Annotated in this window: 17 protein-coding genes; 13 read left to right on the top strand and 4 right to left on the bottom strand. The window is 67.8% G+C overall.

Features of this window, described 5'->3' with window-relative positions; genetic code table 11:
* The first annotated feature begins 2 nt into the window (after positions 1–2).
* Positions 3–674 carry a Fe2+-dependent dioxygenase gene (locus QNJ30_24225; protein ID MDJ0946568.1) on the top strand — a complete coding sequence of 224 codons (672 nt, stop codon included), beginning with the start codon at positions 3–5 and terminating at the stop codon, positions 672–674.
* 133 nt (positions 675–807) lie between these two features.
* Here QNJ30_24225 and QNJ30_24220 read toward each other — a convergent pair whose 3' ends face one another.
* Both QNJ30_24220 and QNJ30_24215 read right to left on the bottom strand, forming a co-directional pair.
* Positions 808–1,890 (bottom strand): Zn-dependent alcohol dehydrogenase, encoded by a 1,083-nt coding sequence (locus QNJ30_24220; GenBank protein MDJ0946567.1) that lies wholly within the window; start codon positions 1,888–1,890, stop codon positions 808–810.
* 213 nt (positions 1,891–2,103) lie between these two features.
* The gene (locus QNJ30_24215; GenBank protein MDJ0946566.1) at positions 2,104–2,472 is read right to left on the bottom strand and encodes a hypothetical protein; all 369 of its coding nucleotides are present in this window, start codon (positions 2,470–2,472) and stop codon (positions 2,104–2,106) included.
* A 273-nt stretch (positions 2,473–2,745) separates the two neighbouring features.
* Between QNJ30_24215 and QNJ30_24210 the strand changes: the two genes are divergently transcribed.
* Both QNJ30_24210 and QNJ30_24205 read left to right on the top strand, forming a co-directional pair.
* Entirely contained in the window at positions 2,746–3,450 is a 705-nt protein-coding gene (locus tag QNJ30_24210) for an SDR family oxidoreductase (protein ID MDJ0946565.1), read from the top strand.
* Positions 3,451–3,753: 303 nt separating this feature from the next.
* Positions 3,754–4,983, top strand: coding sequence for a multidrug effflux MFS transporter (locus QNJ30_24205; GenBank protein MDJ0946564.1), 1,230 nt, complete (start codon positions 3,754–3,756; stop codon positions 4,981–4,983).
* 273 nt (positions 4,984–5,256) lie between these two features.
* On the opposite strand, the gene ugpC is transcribed toward QNJ30_24205, so the two are convergent.
* Both ugpC and QNJ30_24195 read right to left on the bottom strand, forming a co-directional pair.
* The gene (gene ugpC, locus QNJ30_24200) at positions 5,257–6,354 is read right to left on the bottom strand and encodes a sn-glycerol-3-phosphate ABC transporter ATP-binding protein UgpC (GenBank protein ID MDJ0946563.1); all 1,098 of its coding nucleotides are present in this window, start codon (positions 6,352–6,354) and stop codon (positions 5,257–5,259) included.
* Between the two features lie 32 nt (positions 6,355–6,386).
* Positions 6,387–7,202 (bottom strand): IclR family transcriptional regulator, encoded by an 816-nt coding sequence (locus tag QNJ30_24195; protein ID MDJ0946562.1) that lies wholly within the window; start codon positions 7,200–7,202, stop codon positions 6,387–6,389.
* Between the two features lie 178 nt (positions 7,203–7,380).
* Here QNJ30_24195 and QNJ30_24190 point away from each other — a divergent pair, with 178 nt between their 5' ends.
* The 10 genes from QNJ30_24190 (at position 7,381) to QNJ30_24145 (ending at position 20,297) form a co-directional block, all read left to right on the top strand.
* Positions 7,381–8,616: an extracellular solute-binding protein gene (locus QNJ30_24190; protein ID MDJ0946561.1), complete on the top strand. Its 1,236-nt coding sequence runs from the start codon at positions 7,381–7,383 to the stop codon at positions 8,614–8,616.
* A 27-nt stretch (positions 8,617–8,643) separates the two neighbouring features.
* Positions 8,644–9,564, top strand: coding sequence for a sugar ABC transporter permease (locus QNJ30_24185; GenBank protein ID MDJ0946560.1), 921 nt, complete (start codon positions 8,644–8,646; stop codon positions 9,562–9,564).
* Positions 9,564–10,412, top strand: coding sequence for a carbohydrate ABC transporter permease (locus QNJ30_24180; protein MDJ0946559.1), 849 nt, complete (start codon positions 9,564–9,566; stop codon positions 10,410–10,412). Before QNJ30_24185 ends, QNJ30_24180 begins: the two co-directional genes overlap by 1 nt.
* A gap of 42 nt (positions 10,413–10,454) precedes the next feature.
* Complete coding sequence (locus QNJ30_24175) at positions 10,455–12,614, top strand: alpha-galactosidase (protein ID MDJ0946558.1); 2,160 nt, start codon at positions 10,455–10,457, stop codon at positions 12,612–12,614.
* Positions 12,615–12,690: 76 nt separating this feature from the next.
* Positions 12,691–13,665 (top strand): 2-dehydro-3-deoxygalactonokinase, encoded by a 975-nt coding sequence (locus tag QNJ30_24170; GenBank protein MDJ0946557.1) that lies wholly within the window; start codon positions 12,691–12,693, stop codon positions 13,663–13,665.
* Positions 13,662–14,312 (top strand): 2-dehydro-3-deoxy-6-phosphogalactonate aldolase, encoded by a 651-nt coding sequence (locus tag QNJ30_24165; GenBank protein ID MDJ0946556.1) that lies wholly within the window; start codon positions 13,662–13,664, stop codon positions 14,310–14,312. Before QNJ30_24170 ends, QNJ30_24165 begins: the two co-directional genes overlap by 4 nt.
* On the top strand, positions 14,302–16,293 hold the full coding sequence (locus QNJ30_24160; protein ID MDJ0946555.1) for a beta-galactosidase: 1,992 nt from the start codon (positions 14,302–14,304) through the stop codon (positions 16,291–16,293). The genes QNJ30_24165 and QNJ30_24160 overlap by 11 nt, the downstream gene beginning before the upstream one ends.
* A 537-nt stretch (positions 16,294–16,830) precedes the next feature.
* Complete coding sequence (locus tag QNJ30_24155; protein MDJ0946554.1) at positions 16,831–18,321, top strand: choice-of-anchor B family protein; 1,491 nt, start codon at positions 16,831–16,833, stop codon at positions 18,319–18,321.
* Positions 18,322–18,462: 141 nt separating this feature from the next.
* Entirely contained in the window at positions 18,463–18,951 is a 489-nt protein-coding gene (locus QNJ30_24150; GenBank protein MDJ0946553.1) for a FixH family protein, read from the top strand.
* Positions 18,952–18,962: 11 nt separating this feature from the next.
* Complete coding sequence (locus QNJ30_24145; protein ID MDJ0946552.1) at positions 18,963–20,297, top strand: cytochrome c peroxidase; 1,335 nt, start codon at positions 18,963–18,965, stop codon at positions 20,295–20,297.
* Positions 20,298–20,450: the final 153 nt, after the last annotated feature.

Raw genomic sequence — 20,450 nt, 5'->3', positions numbered from 1 at the left:
GCATGATTTTCTGCATCGATGGCGTCCTCGAACCCGCGCAGCTGCGATCGACCCTTGAGGCGATTCAATCCGCCGAGTTCGTCGACGGCCGAGAAACCGCCGGGTTCCGCGCCAAGCTGGTTAAGAATAATCTGCAGCTCAAAAAGCAGGCGCCGGGCGCCGAGGAAATCAAGAAGTCGATCGTCAAGGCTTTGAGAGAAAATAAAGAATTCCAAAGGGTCGCGATACCGAGAGTGGTGCAGACACCTCTGATCAGCCGCTACCGGGAAGGCATGAACTACGGGCTACATGTCGACGACGCTCTGATGGGCGGCGATCGCAAGGTCCGCACGGACTTGTCGGTGACTCTTTTCCTCAACGACCCCGGCGACTACGAGGGCGGGGAGTTGACGGTCGAGACCGCAATCGGCGAAGAGCAGATCAAGCTCCCGGCGGGCACGGCGGTGGTCTATCCCTCGGGCGCCCTGCACCGGGTCGCGCCGGTCTCGAAGGGCGAGCGGATTGCCGCAGTGACCTGGGTCGAGAGCCATGTCCGGGATCCCTTGAAGCGCGAGGCGCTCAGCGACCTGGACCTGATCCGGCGCCGCTTGGCCGAGATCTCGCCGGACTCTCGCGAGACCGATCTGGCCTTCAAGACCTATGCCAACTTGCTGAGAATGTGGGCCGAGACGTAGTGCGGCGGCTTGCCCAGCCGCGGCGCAGCCAAGAGCTGTTGTCTCGTCACCACGCGTGAATGTGTCGACCGAACTTCCGGATTCACCTGAATTCCTGCCCCGGAATTGGGTACTTGGCGGACGCAGGCCTGGGTCAGAACACGATCACGTTGCGCAGGGCCTCGCCGCGCTTGGTCGAGGCGATGGCCGCGTTGATCTCGGACAGGGGATAGCGCGCCGAGATCAGCTCGTCGAGCTTGAGCCGGCCCTGGCGGTAGAGCCCGATCAGCCGCGGGATGTCCTCGTGGATGTTGGAGGAGCCCATCTTGCTGCCCAGGATGCGCTTGCTGTCGTTGGCCAGGGTGACGATCTCGAAGGCCGAGGTCTCGCCCACCGCCGGCATGCCGACCAGCACCAGCGCGCCGCCGGCGGCGAGCAGGTCGTAGGCACCGTCGACCGCCGCCTTGGCGCCGACCGTGACGAAGACGTAGTCGGCCCCCCGGCCGCCGGTCAGCGCGCGCACCGCCGCGGCCAGGTCCTGCGCGCCCGGATTGACCCCGTCGGTGGCGCCGAAGGCCTCGGCGGCGGCCAGCTTGTCGTCGGAGAGATCGACGGCGATGATCCGGCCGGCACCGGCCAGCCTGGCACCCTGCACGGCGTTGAGGCCGACCCCGCCGGTACCGATCACGACGACGTCGGCTCCGGCCCGGACCTTGGCGGTGTTGATCACGGCGCCCAGCCCGGTGATCACCCCGCAGGCCAGCAGGGCGGCGCTCTCCAGCGGCACCTCCCCGGGTATCGCGACGACCTGGGAGGCCTCGACCAGCACCGCCTCGGCGAAGGCGCCGGTGCGCAGCCCGTGGACCAGGCGCAGGCCCCCGGCATCCGCAAGCGGGCTGGCCTCGTCCAGCGCGAAGCGGGTCTCGCAGGAGCCGTAGAAGCCCTGGGTGCAGCAGGGGCAGCGGCCGCAGGCCCGGACCAGGGTGATCACCGCGGTGTCGCCGGGCGCGACGTGGCGCACTCCCGGCCCGACGGCCTCGACGACGCCCGCCGCCTCGTGCCCGTAGACCGCCGGCAGCTCGCCGCCCCAAGCGCCCTCGGCGTAGAGGATGTCTGAGTGGCAGACCGCGCAGGCCGCGACCCTGGCCCGGACTTCTCCAGGTCCCGGTTCGGCGACGGCGATCTCCTCGATCTGAAGGGGCGCGCCGAAGGCACGGCATACGGCGGCTTTGACCATGGCGTCTCGTCTCTAGCGGCTTTGGAATCCCGGCGTGCGTCCTGGCGATCATCGGGGAAAAGCGCCCCGGGCACAAACTGCTCGGCGCCATAACCTGTCGCGAATACAAAAGATGATCTATCGGATGCCCGACACGGCCCTGAACCCGCGCCAGCGTGTCCGCGAGGTCATCGGCCGGCCGCTCGGCTTCTACCTGGGCATGGCGGCCGCGTCCTAGAGGAGCGGGTCCGCGAGCTGCTGCGCCTGATCGAGCTGGAGCCCGACGACTTCATCGACCGCCATCCCGGCGATCTCTCGGGCGGCCAGAAGCAGCGCATCTGCATCGCCCGCGCGCTCGCCGCCGAGCCCGAGCTGATCATCTGCGACGAGGTGACTTCGGCCCTCGGCCAGCTGGTCGCCGAGGAGATTCTGAAGCTGCTGCAGCGCCTGCAGGACGAGCTCAAGGTCTCCTGCATGTTCATCACCCACGGCTTGGCGACGGTGAAGGCGATCTCGGACGAGATCGTGGTCATGCTCCGTGGACAGATCGTCGAGCAGGGTCCCAAGGCCGAGGTCCTGACCCCCGCCCAACCACGAGTACACCGACCTGCTGCTCTCCTCGGTCCCCGAAATGGACCCGGACTGGCTCGACGCCCTGCTCGAAAGGCGCCGCGCCGCGCCGTGACGGGAGCGGGCAGGAAGTTCCGGCTGTAGGGCACTTTCCAAACAACGGGTGGTTGCGTGAAGGATGCTCGATCATGTCTGCCGATGCGAAGGTCTCGATACGGAAGGAACTCGCCGTTTGCATAGGCGCGCCTGCCGTAGCATGGTCGGCGGAAAGGCACATCAGGCATAGCGGTGGAGGGAGTGAGGAAATTGGATGTAAACGGTAGGAAAGCGATCGTCTTCGGCGGCACCTCGGGGATCGGTCTGGCGGCCGCGCGGCGGCTCGCCGACGCCGGGGCGGCGGTGGTCGCGATCAGTCGCGATCCCTCGAAGGCCGGAGACCCGGGACCGGGCATCACGCTCGAGCGCTGCGACGTTCGCGACCGCGCGGCGCTGCAGGCGCTGTTCGAGAGGCTGGCGCCCTTCGACATCCTGATCAGTGCGGCGACCGGGGGCGAGCGCGCGGTGGGCCCCTTCCTGGAGATGGACATGGACGGCTACCAGGGCTCCTTCGACAAGCTCTGGGGCTATACCAACGTCGTGCGTTTCGGCGCCGGCCACCTGCCGCCGGACGGCTGCATCGTGCTGGTCTCCGGTGCGCCGGCCCGTCGGATGAAGCCCGGCCAGATCGCCATCGGGTCGGTCGGCGGCGCCGTCGAGGCCTTCGTGCGCGGCGTCACGCCCGAGCTCGCGCCGCGGCGGATCAACGTGGTCTCGCCCGGCCTGATCGACACGCCGATGGTCTCGCTTCAGGGCGCCGAGCGCGAGGCGCACTACGAGAAGCTGACCGCCGCCAACCTGATCCCGCGGGCCGGCACCGCCGACGAGGTCGCCCAGGCGATCATGCTGGTGGTGACCAATGACTTCATGACCGGCACCACGGTCGACGTCGACGGCGGCTGGTTGCTCTCCTGACCGGATCGCAAAAGCGGCTGCGGGGACTGCTCTGTCCCTATTGCCGGACGTGCGCGTCGATGCTCGGTAAGAGGGTGTTTTGACCCAAGGCGGACTTGGTCGAGCACGCGCCTCCGTTGACGCTGCGGATGTCCATGCCTAACGTGCTGACCAAACGTTTGGGACCTTACTGATATGAAAATCGCTGTCGTCGTCGTGGGAGAAAGGCGCTTGGACCGGTAACGGAACCCAAACCGAAACCCCGTGCGCCCCCAACAAGAACGGGGGCATTTTTTTGCCCATTTGTCGACGGGGTTGTCGCCGATGGGCGGAAAGGACCCCGTGGATCAGGATACTGTCAAACCGCCGAGACTCGTTACGCTCATATTATTGAGTGGACTATCGGTCGTATCCTTGAACATGTTCCTTCCGTCGCTTTCCAGCATCGCGGCGGATTTTGAGGCCCGCTACGCACTGGTGAACCTCTCCATCGCCGGCTACGCGGCCATGACCGCCGTCTTGCAGCTGCTCATGGGGCCTCTGTCCGACCGCTTCGGGCGGCGTCCCGTCATCTTGTCAGGTCTGGTGATTTTTTGTCTGGCATCTGTCGGTTGCTTGCTGGCGACCGACATCGTGAGCTTTGTGGTGTTTCGGATGATGCAGGCCGCGATTATATCCGGTTACACGGTCTCGCTCGCGGTCATCAGGGACTGTTCGGGAGCACAAAAGGCCGCCAGCCTGATGGGCTATATCGCCATGGCTTATGCGGTCGCGCCCATGCTCGGGCCAATGTTCGGCGGCGCTTTGGAAGAGCTCTTCGGCTGGCGCGCAAGTTTTTGGGCCTTCTTGTGTTTCGGTCTAACAGTGCTTGGCCTTTGCTGGTTCGATCTCCGCGAAACCAACAAAACCCCCTCAAAGACCCTCCTGCAACAGCTCCGCAGCTATCCCGAGCTGTTCGGCTCTCGTCGGTTCTGGGGCTATGCTCTCTGCATGGCTTTCTCGACAGGCGGGTTCTATGCCTTCTTGGGCGGGGCGCCCTTGGTCGCCTCCGTCCTCTTCGAAATCTCGGCCGCGGAACTCGGCGTTTACATGGGCAGCATCACCGGAGGCTTTGTGTTTGGCAGCTTTCTCGCCGGTCGATTTGCCGCGCGCCATGCGCTCACGACCATGATGATCGCCGGGCGCAGTGTTGCCTGTTTAGGCTTGCTTCTGGGCCTACTTTTTCCGTTGGTAGGAGTCTTTCATGAGGTCACTTTGTTCGGCGCCTGCATCTTCTATGGCGTTGGAAACGGCATAACCATGCCGAGCAGCATTTCCGGTGCCATGTCCGTAAGACCAAGTTTAGCAGGAAGCGCGTCAGGCTTATTTGGGGCAATCACGGTTGCGGGTGGCGCTCTAATGTCCGGGATCACTGGCGCTGTTCTCACCGAACAGAATGCGGCCTACGGGCTGCTTGGAATGATGCTGTTGTCAGCAGCTTTGGGGCTTACAGCTGCCCTTTACGTGCTATGGGTGGACAGACGCGAAGCAGAGAGACTGCGTCATCAATCGTAGGATTTTGGGAAGTGGCTGTTCCTTCCCTTGGCATTAGGTGGGCCGCGCTGCCGAGGTTCGGTCACATGGCCTAAGCAGACTTCCAGCCGTAATCGACTTGTCCGCTCGGCAGGCGGAGCCAAGAAGAGCAGCTTGGCGTGGTGGCGCGCCCCGCAATCGACTGCGTTTACAGGCCCGTCATCGCCACCTTTTTTCGGGGATTACCTGTTGTAATCGCTTATGCCGCCGAAGGGGCCGCCGGTCCGGCTCCAAGGCTGCATCGGGAGATTGCAGCTACCGGATCCGCCGCCCGCTCTCCTCGTCGAAGAGGAAGGCGCGGGCGGGGTCGAAGGCGGCGGTGAGACGGGCGCCTTCGGCGGCGCTCTGGCCGTCCTGGAGCTCGACCACCAGGGGGTGGGCCTCCTCGGAGCGAGCGTAGGCGTAGGAGGCGCCGCCCAGGTGCTCGACCACCTCGACCCGGGCCGCGATCTCGACCGCGCCGCCGCCGTCGCCCGCGGGCGCAAAGTGCTCCGGGCGGATGCCCAGAAGCAGCTTGCTGCCCGCTGCGGGCGGCGCGGCCGCGATCGGAAGGGCCAGGGTGACGCCGTCGAAGTCGGGCAGGGCGAGGCTCAGCCTGCCCTCGGCCGCGGCAGCGGCCTCGGCCTTGAGGAAGTTCATCCGCGGCGAGCCGATGAAGCCGGCGACGAAAAGGCTGTCCGGGTCGTTGTAGAGCTCGAGCGGCGCGCCGACCTGCTCGATCCGCCCGGCCCTCAGCACCACGATCTTGTCGGCCAGCGTCATGGCCTCGACCTGGTCGTGGGTCACGTAGATCATGGTCGCGCCCAGGCTCTGGTGCAGCTTGGCGATCTCCAGGCGCATCTGGACCCTGAGCTCGGCGTCGAGGTTCGACAGCGGCTCGTCGAAGAGGAAGACCTTGGGCTCGCGCACGATCGCCCGGCCGATCGCGACCCGCTGGCGCTGGCCGCCGGAGAGCTGCTTGGGCTTGCGCGCCAGCAGCGGCTCCAGGTGCAGGATCCTGGCCGCGGCCTCGACCCGCTGGCTGATCAGCGCCGGGTCGCCGCCGGTCATCTTGAGCCCGAAGCCCATGTTCTCGGCCACGGTCATGTGCGGGTAGAGGGCGTAGGACTGGAAGACCATGGCCACGCCGCGCTCCGAGGGGTCGACGTCGTTGACCACCTCGCCGCCGATGGCGATGGTCCCGGCGGTGGCCGCCTCGAGCCCGGCGACCATGCGCAGCAGGGTCGATTTGCCGCAGCCCGAAGGCCCGACGAAGACGCAGAACTCGCCCTCGGCGATCTCCAGGGAGACGTCGCGGATGACGTCGACCGAGCCGAAGCTCTTGCGCAGGTCGCTGATCTGCAGTCCCGCCATGGCGCTCCTCCCTCGCTCCGCGCCGGTCCGCCTCAGGTCCCGGGCAGCATGCGCACCGCCGCCTCGGCGGCGATTGCCCGGGCCGCTTCCGCGAGGCGCGGCGCGTAGCGCTCCAGCTTGCGCAGGCTCGACAGGTAGGTCGTGCTGGTCACCGAGAGCCCGCCGAGGACCGTTCCCCTTTCGCTCAGGACCGGGACCGCGACGCAGATGATCCGGGCCTCGTGCTCCTCGCGGTCGAAGGCGAAGCCGCGGTCCCGGATCCGCGCCAGCTCGGCCCTGAGCACCGCCGGCTTCGTGCAGGTGGCTTCGGTGAAGCGGTGGAAGGCCTGGCGCGCGATCGCCGCCTCGACCTCCTCGGCCGGCAGGAAGGCGAGCATGGCCTTGCCCAGCCCGGTGCAGTAGGCCGGCCCGACCTTGCCGGTCGAAGAGAACATCGCGACCGAGCGCTCCGAGGTCCGCTTGTCGACGTAGAGCACTTGGCCGGCGTCCAGCATGGCCAGGTGCAGGGTCTCGCCAATCTCCGCCGAGAGCGCGTCCAGGGTGCCGCGCGCCGCCTCCGCCAGGGTCGAGCGCGCCCAGGCGCCGCTCGCCAGGCGGATCAGCCTGAGCCCCAGGTGATAGGTCTGGCGCCGCGGGTCGTAGGCGACCATGCCGTTGCGAATCAAGGACTTGAGCAGGCGGTGCAGGGTCGCCTTGGGATAGGGCCGGGCCCTCAGCAGGTCGCCGAAGCGCAGCGGCCCCTCGGCCTCGGCGATGGCCTCGAGCACTTCCAGCGCCTTGCCGACCGTGCCCGGCCCGGCCTCGTCCGGCGATGCGGTCGCAGGTGGGAGCGTCTCCAGCTCCGTCATCTCGCCTCCGAAGCGGCCCGCAGGGTCCACGTCTCAGGGTTGTAGCCGTCTTGCCTGTTGACAGCCATAGCGCGAAGCGCCCATAATTTCAATATAAGAAACGGTGTTCCGAATAATGGAACGCACAAGAGCGCTCGGATCAAAGGGCCGGGCGGCGCAACGAAGGGGAGCAGAGCAGATGAAGGTTCCGGCCGGGCGGCTGGCGGCGGCCGCCGCGATCTCCGCGACCATGGCCTCGGCCGGTTGGGCCGGCGAGCTGGTCATCAACACCGACACCTCGGACCCGGCGCCCAAGAAGGCCTTCGAGGAGCTGATCGCCGCCTTCGAGGCCAAGCATCCCGACGTCACGGTCAAGTGGAACGTCTTCGACCACGAGGGCTACAAGACCTCGATCCGGAACTTCCTGACCGCCGACGCGCCGGACCTGGCCAACTGGTACGCCGGCAACCGAATGGCGCCCTTCGTCAAGGCCGGTCTCTTCGAGGACGTCAGCGACGTCTGGGCCGAGGGCGGGCTGGACGAGACCCTGGCCTCGGCCGCGGCCTCGATGACCATCGACGGCAAGAAGTGGGGCGTGCCCTACACCTACTACCAGTGGGGCATCTACTACCGCGCCGACATCTTCGAAGAACAGGGCATCGCGCCGCCCGCGACCTGGGCCGAGCTGCTCGAAGCCTGCGCCAAGCTCAAGGCCGCCGGCATCACCCCCTTCGCCATCGGCACCAAGGCGCTCTGGCCGACCGGCGGCTGGTTCGACTACCTGAACCTGCGGGTCAACGGCTACGAGTTCCACATGGACCTGACCGCCGGCAAGGTCGCCTACACCGACGACAGGGTGAAGGCGGTCTTCGCCCGCTGGGCCGAGCTGGTCGAGCCCGGCTACTTCGTCGAGAACCACGCCGCGATCGACTGGCAGGAGGCGGTGCCGCTTCTCGTCCAGGGCAAGGCGGCCATGTACCTCATGGGCAACTTCGCGGTCGCGACCATGATCGACGGCGGCCTGAAGGAAGAGCAGATCGGCTTCCTGCAGTTCCCCGAGATCACCCCGGGGATTCCGAAGGCCGAGGACGCGCCGACCGACACCATCCACATCCCGACCAAGGCCAAGAACAAGGAGGACGCTCGGAAGTTCCTGGCCTTCCTGGCCACCGCCGAGGTCCAGACCGCGATCAACAGGACCCTCGGCCAGCTGCCGGTGAACAACCGCTCCGAGCCGCCCCAGGACCGGATCCTCGCCGAGGGCTTCGCGATGCTGTCCAAGGCCCACGCCCTGGCCCAGTTCTACGACCGCGACGCCCCGGCCGGCATGGCCAAGGCGGGCATGGAGGGCTTCCAGGAGTTCATGGTCAAGCCGGACCAGGCCGAGCGGATCCTCAAGCGGCTCGAGAAGATCCGCAAGCGGGTCTACAAATAGGCCGCCTGGACCCCGGGAAGCTCCGTCATGTCGGCGGCGACGCTCACGGCCAGGCGATCGGGCAGCGGCTTTTGGCGCCGTAACCAGCGGCGGCTGGCGCCCTGGCTCTTCCTGGCGCCCGGCGTCCTCATGTTCGCGGTTTACGTCATCGCCCCGATCTTCGAGTCCATGTGGATCAGCCTCTACGACTGGGACGGCATCGGCGAGAAGGCCTGGATCGGGCTGGAGAACTACGTCGAGCTGATCGACGACGAGGCCTTCTACACCTCGCTCGAGAACAACGTCCTCTGGCTCCTGCTCTACATGCTGGCGATCCCGGCCGGGCTGATGATTGCGGTCTTTCTGAACCAGAACGTCTGGGGGATCCGGCTTTACAAGTCGCTGTTCTTCTTCCCCTTCGTCATCAGCCAGGTTGTGGTCGGGCTGATCTTCTCCTGGTTCTACGCGCCCAACTTCGGGCTCCTGACCCGGATCATCGAGGGCCTGACCGGCGAGAGCGTCGCGATCCTGGCCGACGAGCGCTTCGTCACCTACGGCATCATCGCCGCCGGCCTCTGGCCGCAGATCGCCTACTGCATGATCCTCTACCTGACCGGGCTCAACAACGTCTCGCCGGACCAGATCGAGGCCGGCCGGCTGGACGGCGCCAAGGGCTGGCGCATGCTCTGGCACGTCATCCTGCCGCAACTCAGGCCGGCGACCTTCATCGCGGTGGTGGTCACGGTGATCGGCGCGCTCAGGTCCTTCGACCTGATCTCGATCATGACCGACGGCGGGCCCTATGGCTCCAGCCGGGTGCTGTCCTTCTACATGTACGAGCAGGCGCTCTCGGAATACGGCTTCCGCATGGGTTACGGCGCGGCCATCGCCGTGGTGCTGTTCTGCATCATGATGGTCTTCATCACGCTCTTCATCGTCCGCATGGTCTCGGAAGAGAGGCAGGGCTGATGTTCCCGAAGCCGATCGAACGGGCGGGGGCTTTCTATCGCGGCGGCTACAAGGCCGCGCTGCCCCTGGCCCTGCTGCTCTGGCTGCTGCCGCTCCTCGGCGTGATGATGACCTCGCTCAAGCCCTCCGGCGACCTCGCCGCGGGGAACTATTTCGGGCTGCCCTCCGCCATTGCGATCGGGAACTACGCCGAGGTCTTCCAGAACTCGCCGATCGGCCAGTACATCCTGAACTCCTTCAAGGTTACGATCCCGACCGTGATCGGCGCGGTCGCGCTGTCCTGCCTGACCGGCTACGCGCTCGCGGTCTACAGCTTCCGGGCCAACCTGGTCGTCTTCTTCCTCTTCGTCGCCGGCAACTTCGTGCCCTTCCAGATCCTGATGGTGCCGGTGCGCGACCTGACCCTGCGGATGGGCCTCTATGACACGACGATGGGGTTGATCCTCTTCCACGTCGCCTTCCAGACCGGCTTCTGCACCCTCTTCATGCGCAACTTCATCAAGGCGCTGCCGGGCGAGCTGATCGAGTCGGCCCGGGTCGAGGGGGTCAGCGAGTGGAAGATCTTCTGGTACATCGTCCTGCCGCTGATGCGTCCGGCCATCGCCGCGCTGGCCGTGCTGATCTTCACCTTCATCTGGAACGACTACTTCTGGGCCACGGTCCTGGTCCAGGGTAACCACGCCCTGCCGGTGACCGCCGGGCTCTATTCGTTGAACGGCCAGTGGGTCGCCGCCTGGCACCTGGTCTCGGCCGGCTCGATCGTCGCCGCCCTGCCGCCGGTGATCATGTTCTTCCTGATGCAGCGCCACTTCATCGCCGGCCTGACGCTCGGCGCGACCAAGGGCTGAGCCATGGCGCCCCAGGCCGCGCCCCATCCCGAGCCCGGGCCTATGCCGAGCCTGCAGTGCTGGCGCCTCGACACGCCGGGCCAGACCCTGGCCTTCGCGTCCTGGGACGGCCGGCTGCCGGGCGTCGTCTACTGGGGCGCGCCGCTGCCGTCGACCGAAGACCTGGAGGCCCTGGCGCGCAGCCAGGTCCGGCCGCTGGCCCCGGGGACCCTCGACCAGGTCGCCGAGCTCTCGCTCTGCCCGGAGGAGGGCCGCGCCTTCCCCGGCCAGCCGGGCCTGCGCCTGCGGGACGGGAGGGGCCGGCCCTTGGCCACGCAGTTCGAGCTGGACGCCGTCGAGGCCGAGGACGGGACGATCCGTTTCCTTGCGCGCGACCGCCACCGCAGCCTGCGTTACCGGGCCTGTTTCGAGGCGGCGCCGGGGGAGGAGGTGCTCCGGGCCCGGGCGGTGGTCGAGGGGGCAGGGGACCTCATCCTCGACTGGCTGGCGGCGCCGGTCCTGCCGCTGCCCCAGGACGCCGCGGACTTCATCGACTACGTCGGCCGCTGGAGCCGGGAGTTCGGCGAGGAACGGGTCGGCTTCGCGCGTGGCGTCCACCTGCGCGAGAGCCGGCGCGGCCGGCCGGGCCACGATCACTTCCCGGCGCTCGTGGTCCCGCGGCCCGGGGCGACGGCCACGCAGGGCACGGCCTACGGGGTCCACTTCGGCTGGTCCGGCGGCCACCGGATGATCGTCGAGGAGCTGCCCGACGGGCGCCGGCAGCTGCAGTTCGGCCTGTCCTGCAGCCGGGACGACCGCGACCGGAACGAGGACGGTGGCTTCGAGTCGGGCGTCATCCACTTCGCCCATGCGGAGGGCGGGCTCAGCGGCCTGGCCCAGGCCTTCCAGTCCCACGTCCGGCGCCACCTCGTCCGTTTGCCCGACGCCCCGGCGCCGCGGCCGGTGCACTTCAACTGCTGGGAAGCGGTCTACTTCGACCATGACCTCGAAGTCCTGAAAGATCTCGCCAATCGTGCCGCCGACTTGGGCGCCGAGCGCTTCGTGCTCGACGACGGCTGGTTCGGAAAGCGCGACGACGCGACCTCGAGCCTCGGCGACTGGCGGGCCGACCCGCGCAGCTATCCGCAGGGGCTTGGCCCCCTGATCGATCACGTCGAAGGCCTCGGCCTGGGCTTCGGGCTCTGGGTCGAGCCGGAGATGGTCAGCCTCGAGTCCGACCTCGCCCGGGCCCATCCGGACTGGGTCCTCGCGCCCGAGGGCTACGCACAGATCCCCGGCCGCGGCCAGCAGGCCCTCGACCTGGCCAAGCCCGCGGTCATCGAGCACCTCTTCGAGGCGCTCGATGCGCTGCTGTCGTCCCATCGGATCGGCTACCTCAAGTGGGACCACAACCGCGACATCACCCTGGCCTTCGACGCGGAGGGCAGGGATCTGGCCTATCGCCGCACCCGTGCCCTCTACGCCCTGATCGACCGCCTGCGGGCGCGCCATCCGCAGGTCGAGATCGAGTCCTGCGCGTCCGGCGGCGCCCGCCTCGACTACGGCATGCTGCAACGCTGCGACCGGGTCTGGCTGTCCGATTCCAACGACGCGCGGGAACGCTGGCGCATGCAGATGGCGGCCATGACCTTCCTGCCGCCCGAGGTCGTCGGCAGCCACGTCGGTCCGCGCCGCTGCCACAGCTCCGGCCGGGTCCTGCCCATGGCTTTCCGCGCTGCCGTCGCCCTGACCGGCCACATGGGCCTTGAGCTGGACCTGCGCGAGCTGAGCGACGTGGAGGCCGACGAGCTGCGCCGCGCGATCGACTTCTACAAAGATAACCGAGCCTTTCTTCACGCCGCCCGCGAGTACCGGTTGGAGCCTGTGGGCGAGGAGACCTCAGCCCGGATGAGCGTCGACGACGCGGGGGATTGCTTCCTGCTCTTCGCGGCGACCCTGGCGGTCCCGCGGGCGGAGGCCTCGGTGCCGTTGCGCCTGGCCGGCCTCGACCCGGCGCGGCGCTATCGGGTCCGCCTCTGCAACCCGGAGGTCCTCCAGTCGGCGGCGACCCGGCACTTTCCGTCACCGCTTCTGACCGGCTCTGGCCTCAGCCTCTCCGGCGCCGCGCTTATGCAATCCGGCCTGGTCCTGCCGCTGGCCTTCCCCGACACGCTCTGGATCCTCGAGGGCCGAGCGGTGGGTGAAAGAAGGGGAGCGGGCTGATGGATCTGGGTGTCGCCTTTCCATTCGGCGCGCGGATGATCGGCGGCCAGACCCTGCTCGGCGGCGGAGGCCGGGCATGACCGAGGGCGGGCCCGTGCTGGCGGCGGTTGACTGGGGCACCACGCGCTTCCGGCTCTGGCTGCTCGACTCGGAGGGCCGGGTCCTCGCCTTGAGCCAGGGATCGGAGGGCCTGGAGGCCGGGCGGCGCCTCGGCTTCGAGGCGGTGCTGCGGAACCATCTGGGCCGGCTCCTGGCGCCGGAGACGCTGCCCATCCTGATCTGCGGCATGGCCGGCTCCCACGAGGGCTGGCTCGAGGCGCCCTATGTCGACCTGCCGGCCTCGCTGGACAAGCTCGCCGAGGGCGTCGTGGCGGTGGCAGGCACCGACCTTGAGGTGCGCATCGTGCCCGGTCTGGCCAAGCGGGACCCCGCCGCGCCCGACGTGATGCGCGGCGAGGAGACCCAGCTGATCGGGGTCACGGTCGCCGGCCCGGTTCCCCTCGGCGAGACCGGCCGCAGGCGGGTCTGCCTGCCCGGGACTCATTCCAAATGGGTCATGCTGGAGGACCGGCGGGTCGAGGACTTCACAAGCTACCTGACCGGCGAGCTCTTCGCCGTCCTGTCCAGGCACTCGATCCTCCGCCACAGCCTGGCCGCCGTCGAGGCCGAGGCGGCCGCCCAGGTCGACGCCTGGGACCCGGTCTTCCTGGAGGCTCTCTCGCGCGCGCTGGCGGCGCCGGAGCGGGTTCTGGCCGAGCTCTTTTCGATCCGGGCGGCCGGTCTTCTCGACGGCCTGACCGGGGCTGCCGCTGCGGCGCGGCTCTCGGGGCTCCTGATCGGCGCGGAGGTGGCGGTCGCCCTGCGCGACGGGGACGGCTCCGGCGCGGTGACCCTGGTCGCGAGCGGCACCATGGCGCGCCTCTACGAGGCGGCCCTTGCGAACGCAGGTGTCAGGGTGGCGACCGTCGACGCCGATCGAGCGGTCTGCGCCGGCCTGATGGCGATCGCGTCCAAGGCTGCGGCCGGCGGCCTCGCGAGGCAACGGGCATGACCGCGGCGAAACCCTGGCCGCCGCTCCGCCGGGACTTGGTGGCGATCCTACGCGGCATCCGGCCCGACGAGATCGAACGTATCGCCGGCGCCCTGGCCGAGGCCGGCTTCGAGGCGATCGAGGTGCCGCTCAACTCGCCGGCGCCCTTCGACTCGATCGAGCGCCTGGCGCGCGGTTTCGGCGCCGAGCTCCTGGTCGGGGCCGGCACGGTTCTCGATGCCGTGGACGTCGGCCGGCTGCGCGATGCCGGCGGCCGGCTGATGGTCAGCCCGAACGTCGACGAGGCGGTCCTGGGACGCGCCGTGTCGCAGGGCCTGGTGACCCTGCCGGGGGTCTTCACCGCGACCGAGGCGCTCGCTGCGCTGCGGCTCGGGGCCTCCGCGCTCAAGATCTTTCCGGCCAGCGCGCTGGGCCCTGCCGGCCTGGCCGCGCTTCGCGCCGTGCTGCCGATGGGCACGGTCATGGGGGCCGTGGGCGGGGTCTCCGAGGCCGACTTCAGGGCCTACGCCGCCGCCGGCTTCCGCTGCTTCGGCCTTGGCACCAGCCTCTACGTGCCGGGCGACCCGCCGGGGAAGGTCGCGGCCAAGGCGCGCGCGGTCATCGCGGCCTATGACGAGGCCTTCGGCGGGGGGCTCGATGAGCGGTGAGGACGCGCCGCGCCGGCCCAGGCTCGGGGTCTGCTATTACCCGGAGCATTGGCCCGAAGAACGCTGGCCGACCGATGCCGCGATGATGCGCGAAGTCGGCATTTCGGTCGTGCGGATCGGCGAGTTCGCTTGGTCGCGGCTGGAGCCGGAACCGGGCGGGCTGTGTCTGGACTGGCTGGCGCGCGCGATCGACACCCTGCAAGCCGCGGGCCTGGAGGTCGTGCTCGGGACGCCGACCGCCTGTCCGCCCAAGTGGCTGGTCGACCGCATGCCGGAGATGCTGGCGGTCGACCGCGAGGGCCGGCCGCGCGGCTTCGGGTCGCGCCGGCACTACTGCTTCAGCCACCCGGGCTACCGGGAGGAGAGCGCGCGCATCGTCACCGCCCTGGCCGAGGCCTTCGGAAGCCATCCGGCGCTGGTCGCCTGGCAGACCGACAACGAGTACGGCTGCCATGACACGGTCTTGAGCTACTCGGCGGCGGCCCTCGACGGCTTCCGCGCCTGGTGTGCGGCGCGCTACGGGACGGTCGAGGCGCTAAACCGGGCCTGGGGCAATGTCTTCTGGTCGATGGCGTACCGCGCCTTCGACGAGGTCGGGCTGCCGAACCTGACCGTCACGGAGGCGAACCCGGCCCATGAGCTTGCCTTCCGGCGCTACGCCTCGGAGGCGGTGGTGTCTTTCAACCGCCGCCAGGTCGAAATCATCCGCCGCCATTCCCCTGGGCGGGACGTCCTGCACAATTTCATGGGCGGCTTCACCGGCTTCGATCACTTCGCGCTCTCTGCCGATCTCGACGTCGCGACTTGGGACAGCTATCCGCTTGGCCATCTCGAGCGCGACCTCCGCGACGACGACCGCAAGCGTCGCTACCTCAAGGTCGGCGACCCGGACTTCCAGGCCTTCCACCACGATCTTTACCGGGCCTGTGGCCGCGGGCGCTGGTGGGTGATGGAGCAGCAGCCCGGCGCGGTCAACTGGGCGCCGCACAACCCGATCCCGGCGCCGGGCGCGGTCCGGCTCTGGGCCCAGGAGGCCTTCGCGGCCGGGGCAGAGGTCGTCAGCTTCTTCCGCTGGCGCCAGGCGCCCTTCGGCCAGGAACAGATGCACGAGGGCCTTCTGCTGCCCGATGGACGGCCGAACGAGGCCTTCGAGGTCGTCGCCGCCCTGGCGCGGGAGTTCGCCGCGCTCGGCGCGCCGGACCCCCTGTCCCGAGCGCCGGTCGCGCTGGTCTTCGACTACGAGAGCGCCGGGGCCTGGGAAATCCAACCGCAGGGCCGGGGCTTCCGCTACCTCGACCTCTGTCTGCTCTTTTATCGCGTCCTGCGGCAACTCGGCCTCGCCGTCGACGTCGTGCCCGCGACCGCGGAAGCCGTCTCCGGCCGGGCGCTCGTCATCGTCCCGGGCCTCTTCGCAGAGGACCCGGCGCTGGCGGCGGCCCTCGGGGCGGCGGGGCAGCGGGTGCTGCTCGGACCGCGCAGCGGGTCAAAGACCAAGGAGTTCCAGATCCCGGAATCCCTGCCGCCTGGCGCCTTCCGGTCGCTGATCCCCCTGACCGTGTCGCGGGTCGAGAGCCTGCCCCCCTTCGAGACCCTCGGCATCGCGGAGAAGGGCGCGGAGGCGCACTTCGCGCTCTGGCGCGAGCTCGTCGTGGCGCCCGGCGTCGACGTGATCGACCTCACCGAGGACGGCGAGATCGCACTGGCCCAGCGGGGCGGGGTCGCCTACCTGGCCGGCCTGCCGTCGCCCGCCTACGCGCTCGATGTGGTTGAGCGGCTGGCGCGCGACGCCGGTCTCGAGACGCGCCGCCTGCCCGCGGACATCCGGGTGAGGGACCGCGGCCGCCACCGCTACGTCTTTAACTACGGACCGGAGGCCGTCGTCGTTGCGGAGCTCTTAGCCGGCTACGACACCATCCTCGGCGACGTGCGGCTCGAGGCCTGCGGCGTCGTGGTCGGCCGGCGCCGGGCCGGAGACGCGTGATGGATTCTCGCGCCTCGCCGTCGCGCCCACCGCGGCCGGCGGGCGGGCGCAATCCGTCCTTCGCTGCAAGCGGCGCCAAGTGGTTTCGCCAATAACGGGTAACCCGCTTTAAGACAATATGCTTATGCCTTGTTCAACCCCTTAGAGTCTGACAACCCATCCGGGCATTACCTTGTTATGGCTATGGACCCGCCGGGGCCGAGGTGTTGAGCGTGGGAACGGGCGCCGTCAGACCTCCTGAGTGTGGGCGCCGATCGGCCCTCCGGCCGCGGCGGCGGCAAGCTTCGGCAGAAACCACAAAAAAGCTGGGATTATACGCGGCGGCACGCGCCGGACCCGGCGATTCGGGGGCGAAGCTCGGAAGACAGCCGTCTGTTTGGATTGTTTCGTTTTCGATCCGAGTTTGGAACTTTTGTGTCCCGATTGCAGCTCTTGAGGGTAGAAGACTGCTTTCTACCCCCTTCAGGTGAGGAAGGCGCTTTACAATTCGGCGAAGCCTGCTCTATCGTCGCGTGTATAAGCTGGGAGGCTTCAAAAATGAATCACTTTACAACGGTCGTTTTGGCCGCTGCGGCCGCCATTGCGATCTCCACCACAGCGAATGCACACAGACCCGACGACTTCGACGGCGGCAAGACGGAATCCTTCCGACTCATCGCGGCCAAGAACAAGGCCAAGCTTCTTGAGACCCAGGCGTCGTCCGCTACGCGCAGCCTGAGCACGACCGCCTTGAGCGGCTCGGCCGCAAGCAGCTCGGCCGCGACGGCCGACGCCTCGACATCGAGTGCCGGTGGCTTCACTTTCGCCGCGTGCAAGCGTGGCCTTGCGGCGGGGCAGTATCCCTGCAAGGACGTCGACTTGCTCGCTCACATCGACATCGCCGAGCTGGGCGTCAGCTTCGTCAACGACATCTGGGGCTGGACCGATCCGAAGACTCGGCGCGAGTACGCGCTCCTCGGGGCGACGGAAGGCACGCTTGCCATCGACGTCACCCGGCCGTTGCGGCCGAAGGTGGTCGGCTTCCTGCCGGCGGCTGCCCTGGATCCGAACCGGGAGCTCTGGCGTGACATCAAGGTCTACAAGAACCACGCCTTCATCGGCTCCGAGGCGACCAATCACGGCCTGCAGGTTCTCGACCTGCGGACCCTGCGTGGTCTCGACGGCCGCGACGGGCCGGTGATTCTGGAAAACGCCGCCCTCTACAACGAGTTCTCCAGCTCGCACAACGTCGCGATCAACGTGGACTCGGGCTTCGCCTACGTGGTCGGGGCCAACACCTGCCGCGGCGGTCTGGAGATGATCGACATTTCCGATCCCAGCAATCCGACCAACGCCGGCTGCTTCAGCGAGCATGGCTACGTTCACGACACGCAGTGCGTGAACTACAAGGGTCCGGACCGAAGGTATCGGAATCACGAGATCTGCTTCAGCTCCTCCGCCAACCGCAGCAGCGAAGGCGAGGCGCCCTTCTTCAACACGCTGTCCATCGTCGACGTCACCGACAAGGACGACGTCAAGGTCATCTCGAACACGCCCTACGCGGATGGTTTCGGCTACAGCCACCAGGGTTGGCTGACGCCGGATCAGGCCTACTTCATTCACGACGACGAACTGGACGAGCTCTTCGAGGCGGTCTCGACGACCACGACCCGGCTCTGGGACCTTCACGATCTCGAGAACCCCGTGCTTTTCGCCGAGACGACGAACGGCGAGACCTCGATCGACCACAATCTCTACACGCGGGGCAAATATTCCTTCGCCTCGAACTACACTTCGGGTCTGCGGATCTTCGACATCAGCAGGGTCGCCGATGGCCGTTATGACGAGGTCGCCTTCTTCGACATGTATCCGGAGGACAACAACGCGACCTTCGACGGCGGCACCTGGAGCAACTATCCCTACTTCAAGCGCCCCAACATTATCGCCGTCAGCAGCATGGATCGCGGATTCTTCCTCCTGCGTCCGCGGCTTCGCTTTGACTTCGACGACGACGATGACGACGACGGGGACGGAGACGACGACGACTGATAGCCGATAACACGGCTGGTCATGATACCGGGGCCGGCTCAGCCGGTCCCGGTTGCCGTTGTGGGGGCGGTCGGCGCCACAGGCGTTCAGGGTGTCGATCGCAAGGGTAGGATAATGCTCCGGAGACTCTGGATCATTGCGATGCTCGCGACCACGGTGCCTTGCGGCACCGCAAGCGCGCAGGTTGCCGCCGACGAGTTCGGCTTTCTCGAGCAATGGGAGGTGCTGAGCGAAGAGGTTCGGCTCGGCCAGAAGAGGCTGACCGACGTCGGCCTCCCCTTGGGATATGATACCGAAGTGAAAAAGGCGAGCGAGGCGGGCCTGTTCCGCGTCAGCGTTTCGCCGGAGGAGGAGCCTGCGCCCTTCAACGAGATTCATACCTGGCTGATCCGGATCGAAACTCCCGAGGGTGCTCCCGTCACCGGGGCGGAGGTGAAGTTTTACGGCGGGATGCCCCTGCACAATCACGGCTTCCCCACCGACCCCAGGATCACCGGGGAAGTGGAGCCCGGCACCTATGCCGTGAAAGGCATCAAGTTCAGCATGACCGGCTGGTGGGCGATGGCCATGGGGATCACCGCTCACGAGAAGTCCGACAGGGTCAGCTTCAACCTGCTGGTCGAGCCATGAGTTCGGCCGGAATGAAGAGGCGTGTGTCCCAGGATCTCTCGCTCGGTGCCCCGGCGCCGGGACCGTCCCATCTCGACGCCGGCGGCGTGGGGTCGGCGCCGGCGGGCGAACGAGCGGGGATGTTGACGGCGATCTTTCGCAGGGCGCCCTGGCCGCTGACGGCAGCGCTGATGCTCTGGTTGGCAGCGGCGCAGACCGTGGTCGCCCAGGAGAGTGCCGCCCAGGACTGGAATCCGGCGGAGTTGCGGATGCTGCGTTCCCTGCAGCTCGACAGCCTCGAGCCGCCGCCGCCCGACCCTTCGAACCGCTTCGCCGATGATCCCCGGGCCGCGGAACTGGGAAAGCGGATCTTCTTCGATACCCGTTTCAGCGACAACGCGAAGGTGGCCTGTGCGACCTGCCATCAGCCGGAGAAGTACTTCACCGACGGCCTTGCACTGTCCCAGGGCATCGGTGAGACGAAGCGCGGCGCCCCCAGCCTGATCGGCACAGCCTACAGCCCCTGGCTTTATTGGGACGGCCGCCGGGACAGCCACTGGGCGCAGGCGCTGGTGCCCCTGGAGACGCCGGTCGAGCATGGCTTCGACCGCCGCCGCGTTCTGGGGGTCATCGCGGCGGATCCGGATTTGCGGGCAGCCTACGAGGAGGTCTTCGGGACGTTGCCGGGCGAGGCCGATGACGAGGAAGCGATCAATCGGGCCTTCGCCAACGTCGGCAAGGCCGTAGCCGCCTTCGAGCGAGGCTTCCTGCCCGCGCCGTCACGCTTCGACGCCTACGTGAAGGCCATGGGCGAGGGGCCCGCCGCCGCGGAGCCGGAACTGAGCCAGGACGAGATTGCCGGGCTCAGGCTCTTCATCAGCGAGGCGACCCAATGCACGCGGTGTCACAACGGGCCGCTGTTCACCAATTTCGGGTTCCACAACATAGGCCTGATCCAGCTTCGGCGGGGCGTGAGGAAATACGACGTCGGCCGGATCAAGGGGGTCAAGCAGGCGTTGAAGGACCCCTTCCGCTGCGACGGTCCCTACAGCGACGCCAAACCCGGGCAGTGCGAGGAAATCGATTTCGTCAGGACCTGGGGCGTCGAAATCTCGGGCGCTTTCAAGGTGCCGACCTTGCGCAACATCGCCGAGACCTCGCCCTACATGCACGATGGCCGTTTTCAGACCCTGCGCGAGGTTCTCGAGCACTACCGCAAGGCGCCGGGCGGAGGGCTGGGGCACCAGGAGCTGAACGCGCTGGAGCTCACCGATCTCCAACTGGACCAGATCGCCGCCTTCCTCGGCACCCTGACCGGTCCGGCCCCGAGCGCCCCTCCGGATGCGACGAAAAGCGCGACACAGTGACGACGCGGACGCCGCCGGAGCCGGGTTCTCCGCGCACTACGACGCTGTCGTCTTCGACCTCCTTACGGCGCTGATCGACTCCTGGTCCCTGTGGAACCGCATCGCCGGCTCCGAGGAACTCGGTCTGCGCTGGCGCAAGGCCTACCTCGGGCT

The organism is Kiloniellales bacterium, from assembly GCA_030066685.1.
Lineage (GTDB): Bacteria > Pseudomonadota > Alphaproteobacteria > Kiloniellales > JAKSBE01 > JAKSBE01.
The sequence above is the reverse complement of the archived record's forward strand: the minus strand, read 5'-3'. Positions and strand labels throughout refer to the sequence as shown.

Bases quoted from the DNA above. Each gene is read 5' to 3' on its own strand.
- QNJ30_24150 (MDJ0946553.1), top strand. From the start codon at position 18,463: ATGCTCGCGACCACGGTGCCTTGCGGCACCGCAAGCGCGCAGGTTGCC.
- QNJ30_24220 (MDJ0946567.1), bottom strand. From the start codon at position 1,890: ATGGTCAAAGCCGCCGTATGCCGTGCCTTCGGCGCGCCCCTTCAGATC.
- QNJ30_24165 (MDJ0946556.1), top strand. From the start codon at position 13,662: ATGACCGCGGCGAAACCCTGGCCGCCGCTCCGCCGGGACTTGGTGGCG.
- QNJ30_24225 (MDJ0946568.1), top strand. From the start codon at position 3: ATGATTTTCTGCATCGATGGCGTCCTCGAACCCGCGCAGCTGCGATCG.
- QNJ30_24190 (MDJ0946561.1), top strand. From the start codon at position 7,381: ATGAAGGTTCCGGCCGGGCGGCTGGCGGCGGCCGCCGCGATCTCCGCG.
- QNJ30_24180 (MDJ0946559.1), top strand. From the start codon at position 9,564: ATGTTCCCGAAGCCGATCGAACGGGCGGGGGCTTTCTATCGCGGCGGC.
- QNJ30_24185 (MDJ0946560.1), top strand. From the start codon at position 8,644: ATGTCGGCGGCGACGCTCACGGCCAGGCGATCGGGCAGCGGCTTTTGG.
- QNJ30_24160 (MDJ0946555.1), top strand. From the start codon at position 14,302: ATGAGCGGTGAGGACGCGCCGCGCCGGCCCAGGCTCGGGGTCTGCTAT.
- QNJ30_24170 (MDJ0946557.1), top strand. From the start codon at position 12,691: ATGACCGAGGGCGGGCCCGTGCTGGCGGCGGTTGACTGGGGCACCACG.
- QNJ30_24155 (MDJ0946554.1), top strand. From the start codon at position 16,831: ATGAATCACTTTACAACGGTCGTTTTGGCCGCTGCGGCCGCCATTGCG.
- ugpC (MDJ0946563.1), bottom strand. From the start codon at position 6,354: ATGGCGGGACTGCAGATCAGCGACCTGCGCAAGAGCTTCGGCTCGGTC.
- QNJ30_24195 (MDJ0946562.1), bottom strand. From the start codon at position 7,202: ATGACGGAGCTGGAGACGCTCCCACCTGCGACCGCATCGCCGGACGAG.
- QNJ30_24175 (MDJ0946558.1), top strand. From the start codon at position 10,455: ATGCCGAGCCTGCAGTGCTGGCGCCTCGACACGCCGGGCCAGACCCTG.
- QNJ30_24145 (MDJ0946552.1), top strand. From the start codon at position 18,963: ATGAAGAGGCGTGTGTCCCAGGATCTCTCGCTCGGTGCCCCGGCGCCG.
- QNJ30_24205 (MDJ0946564.1), top strand. From the start codon at position 3,754: ATGGGCGGAAAGGACCCCGTGGATCAGGATACTGTCAAACCGCCGAGA.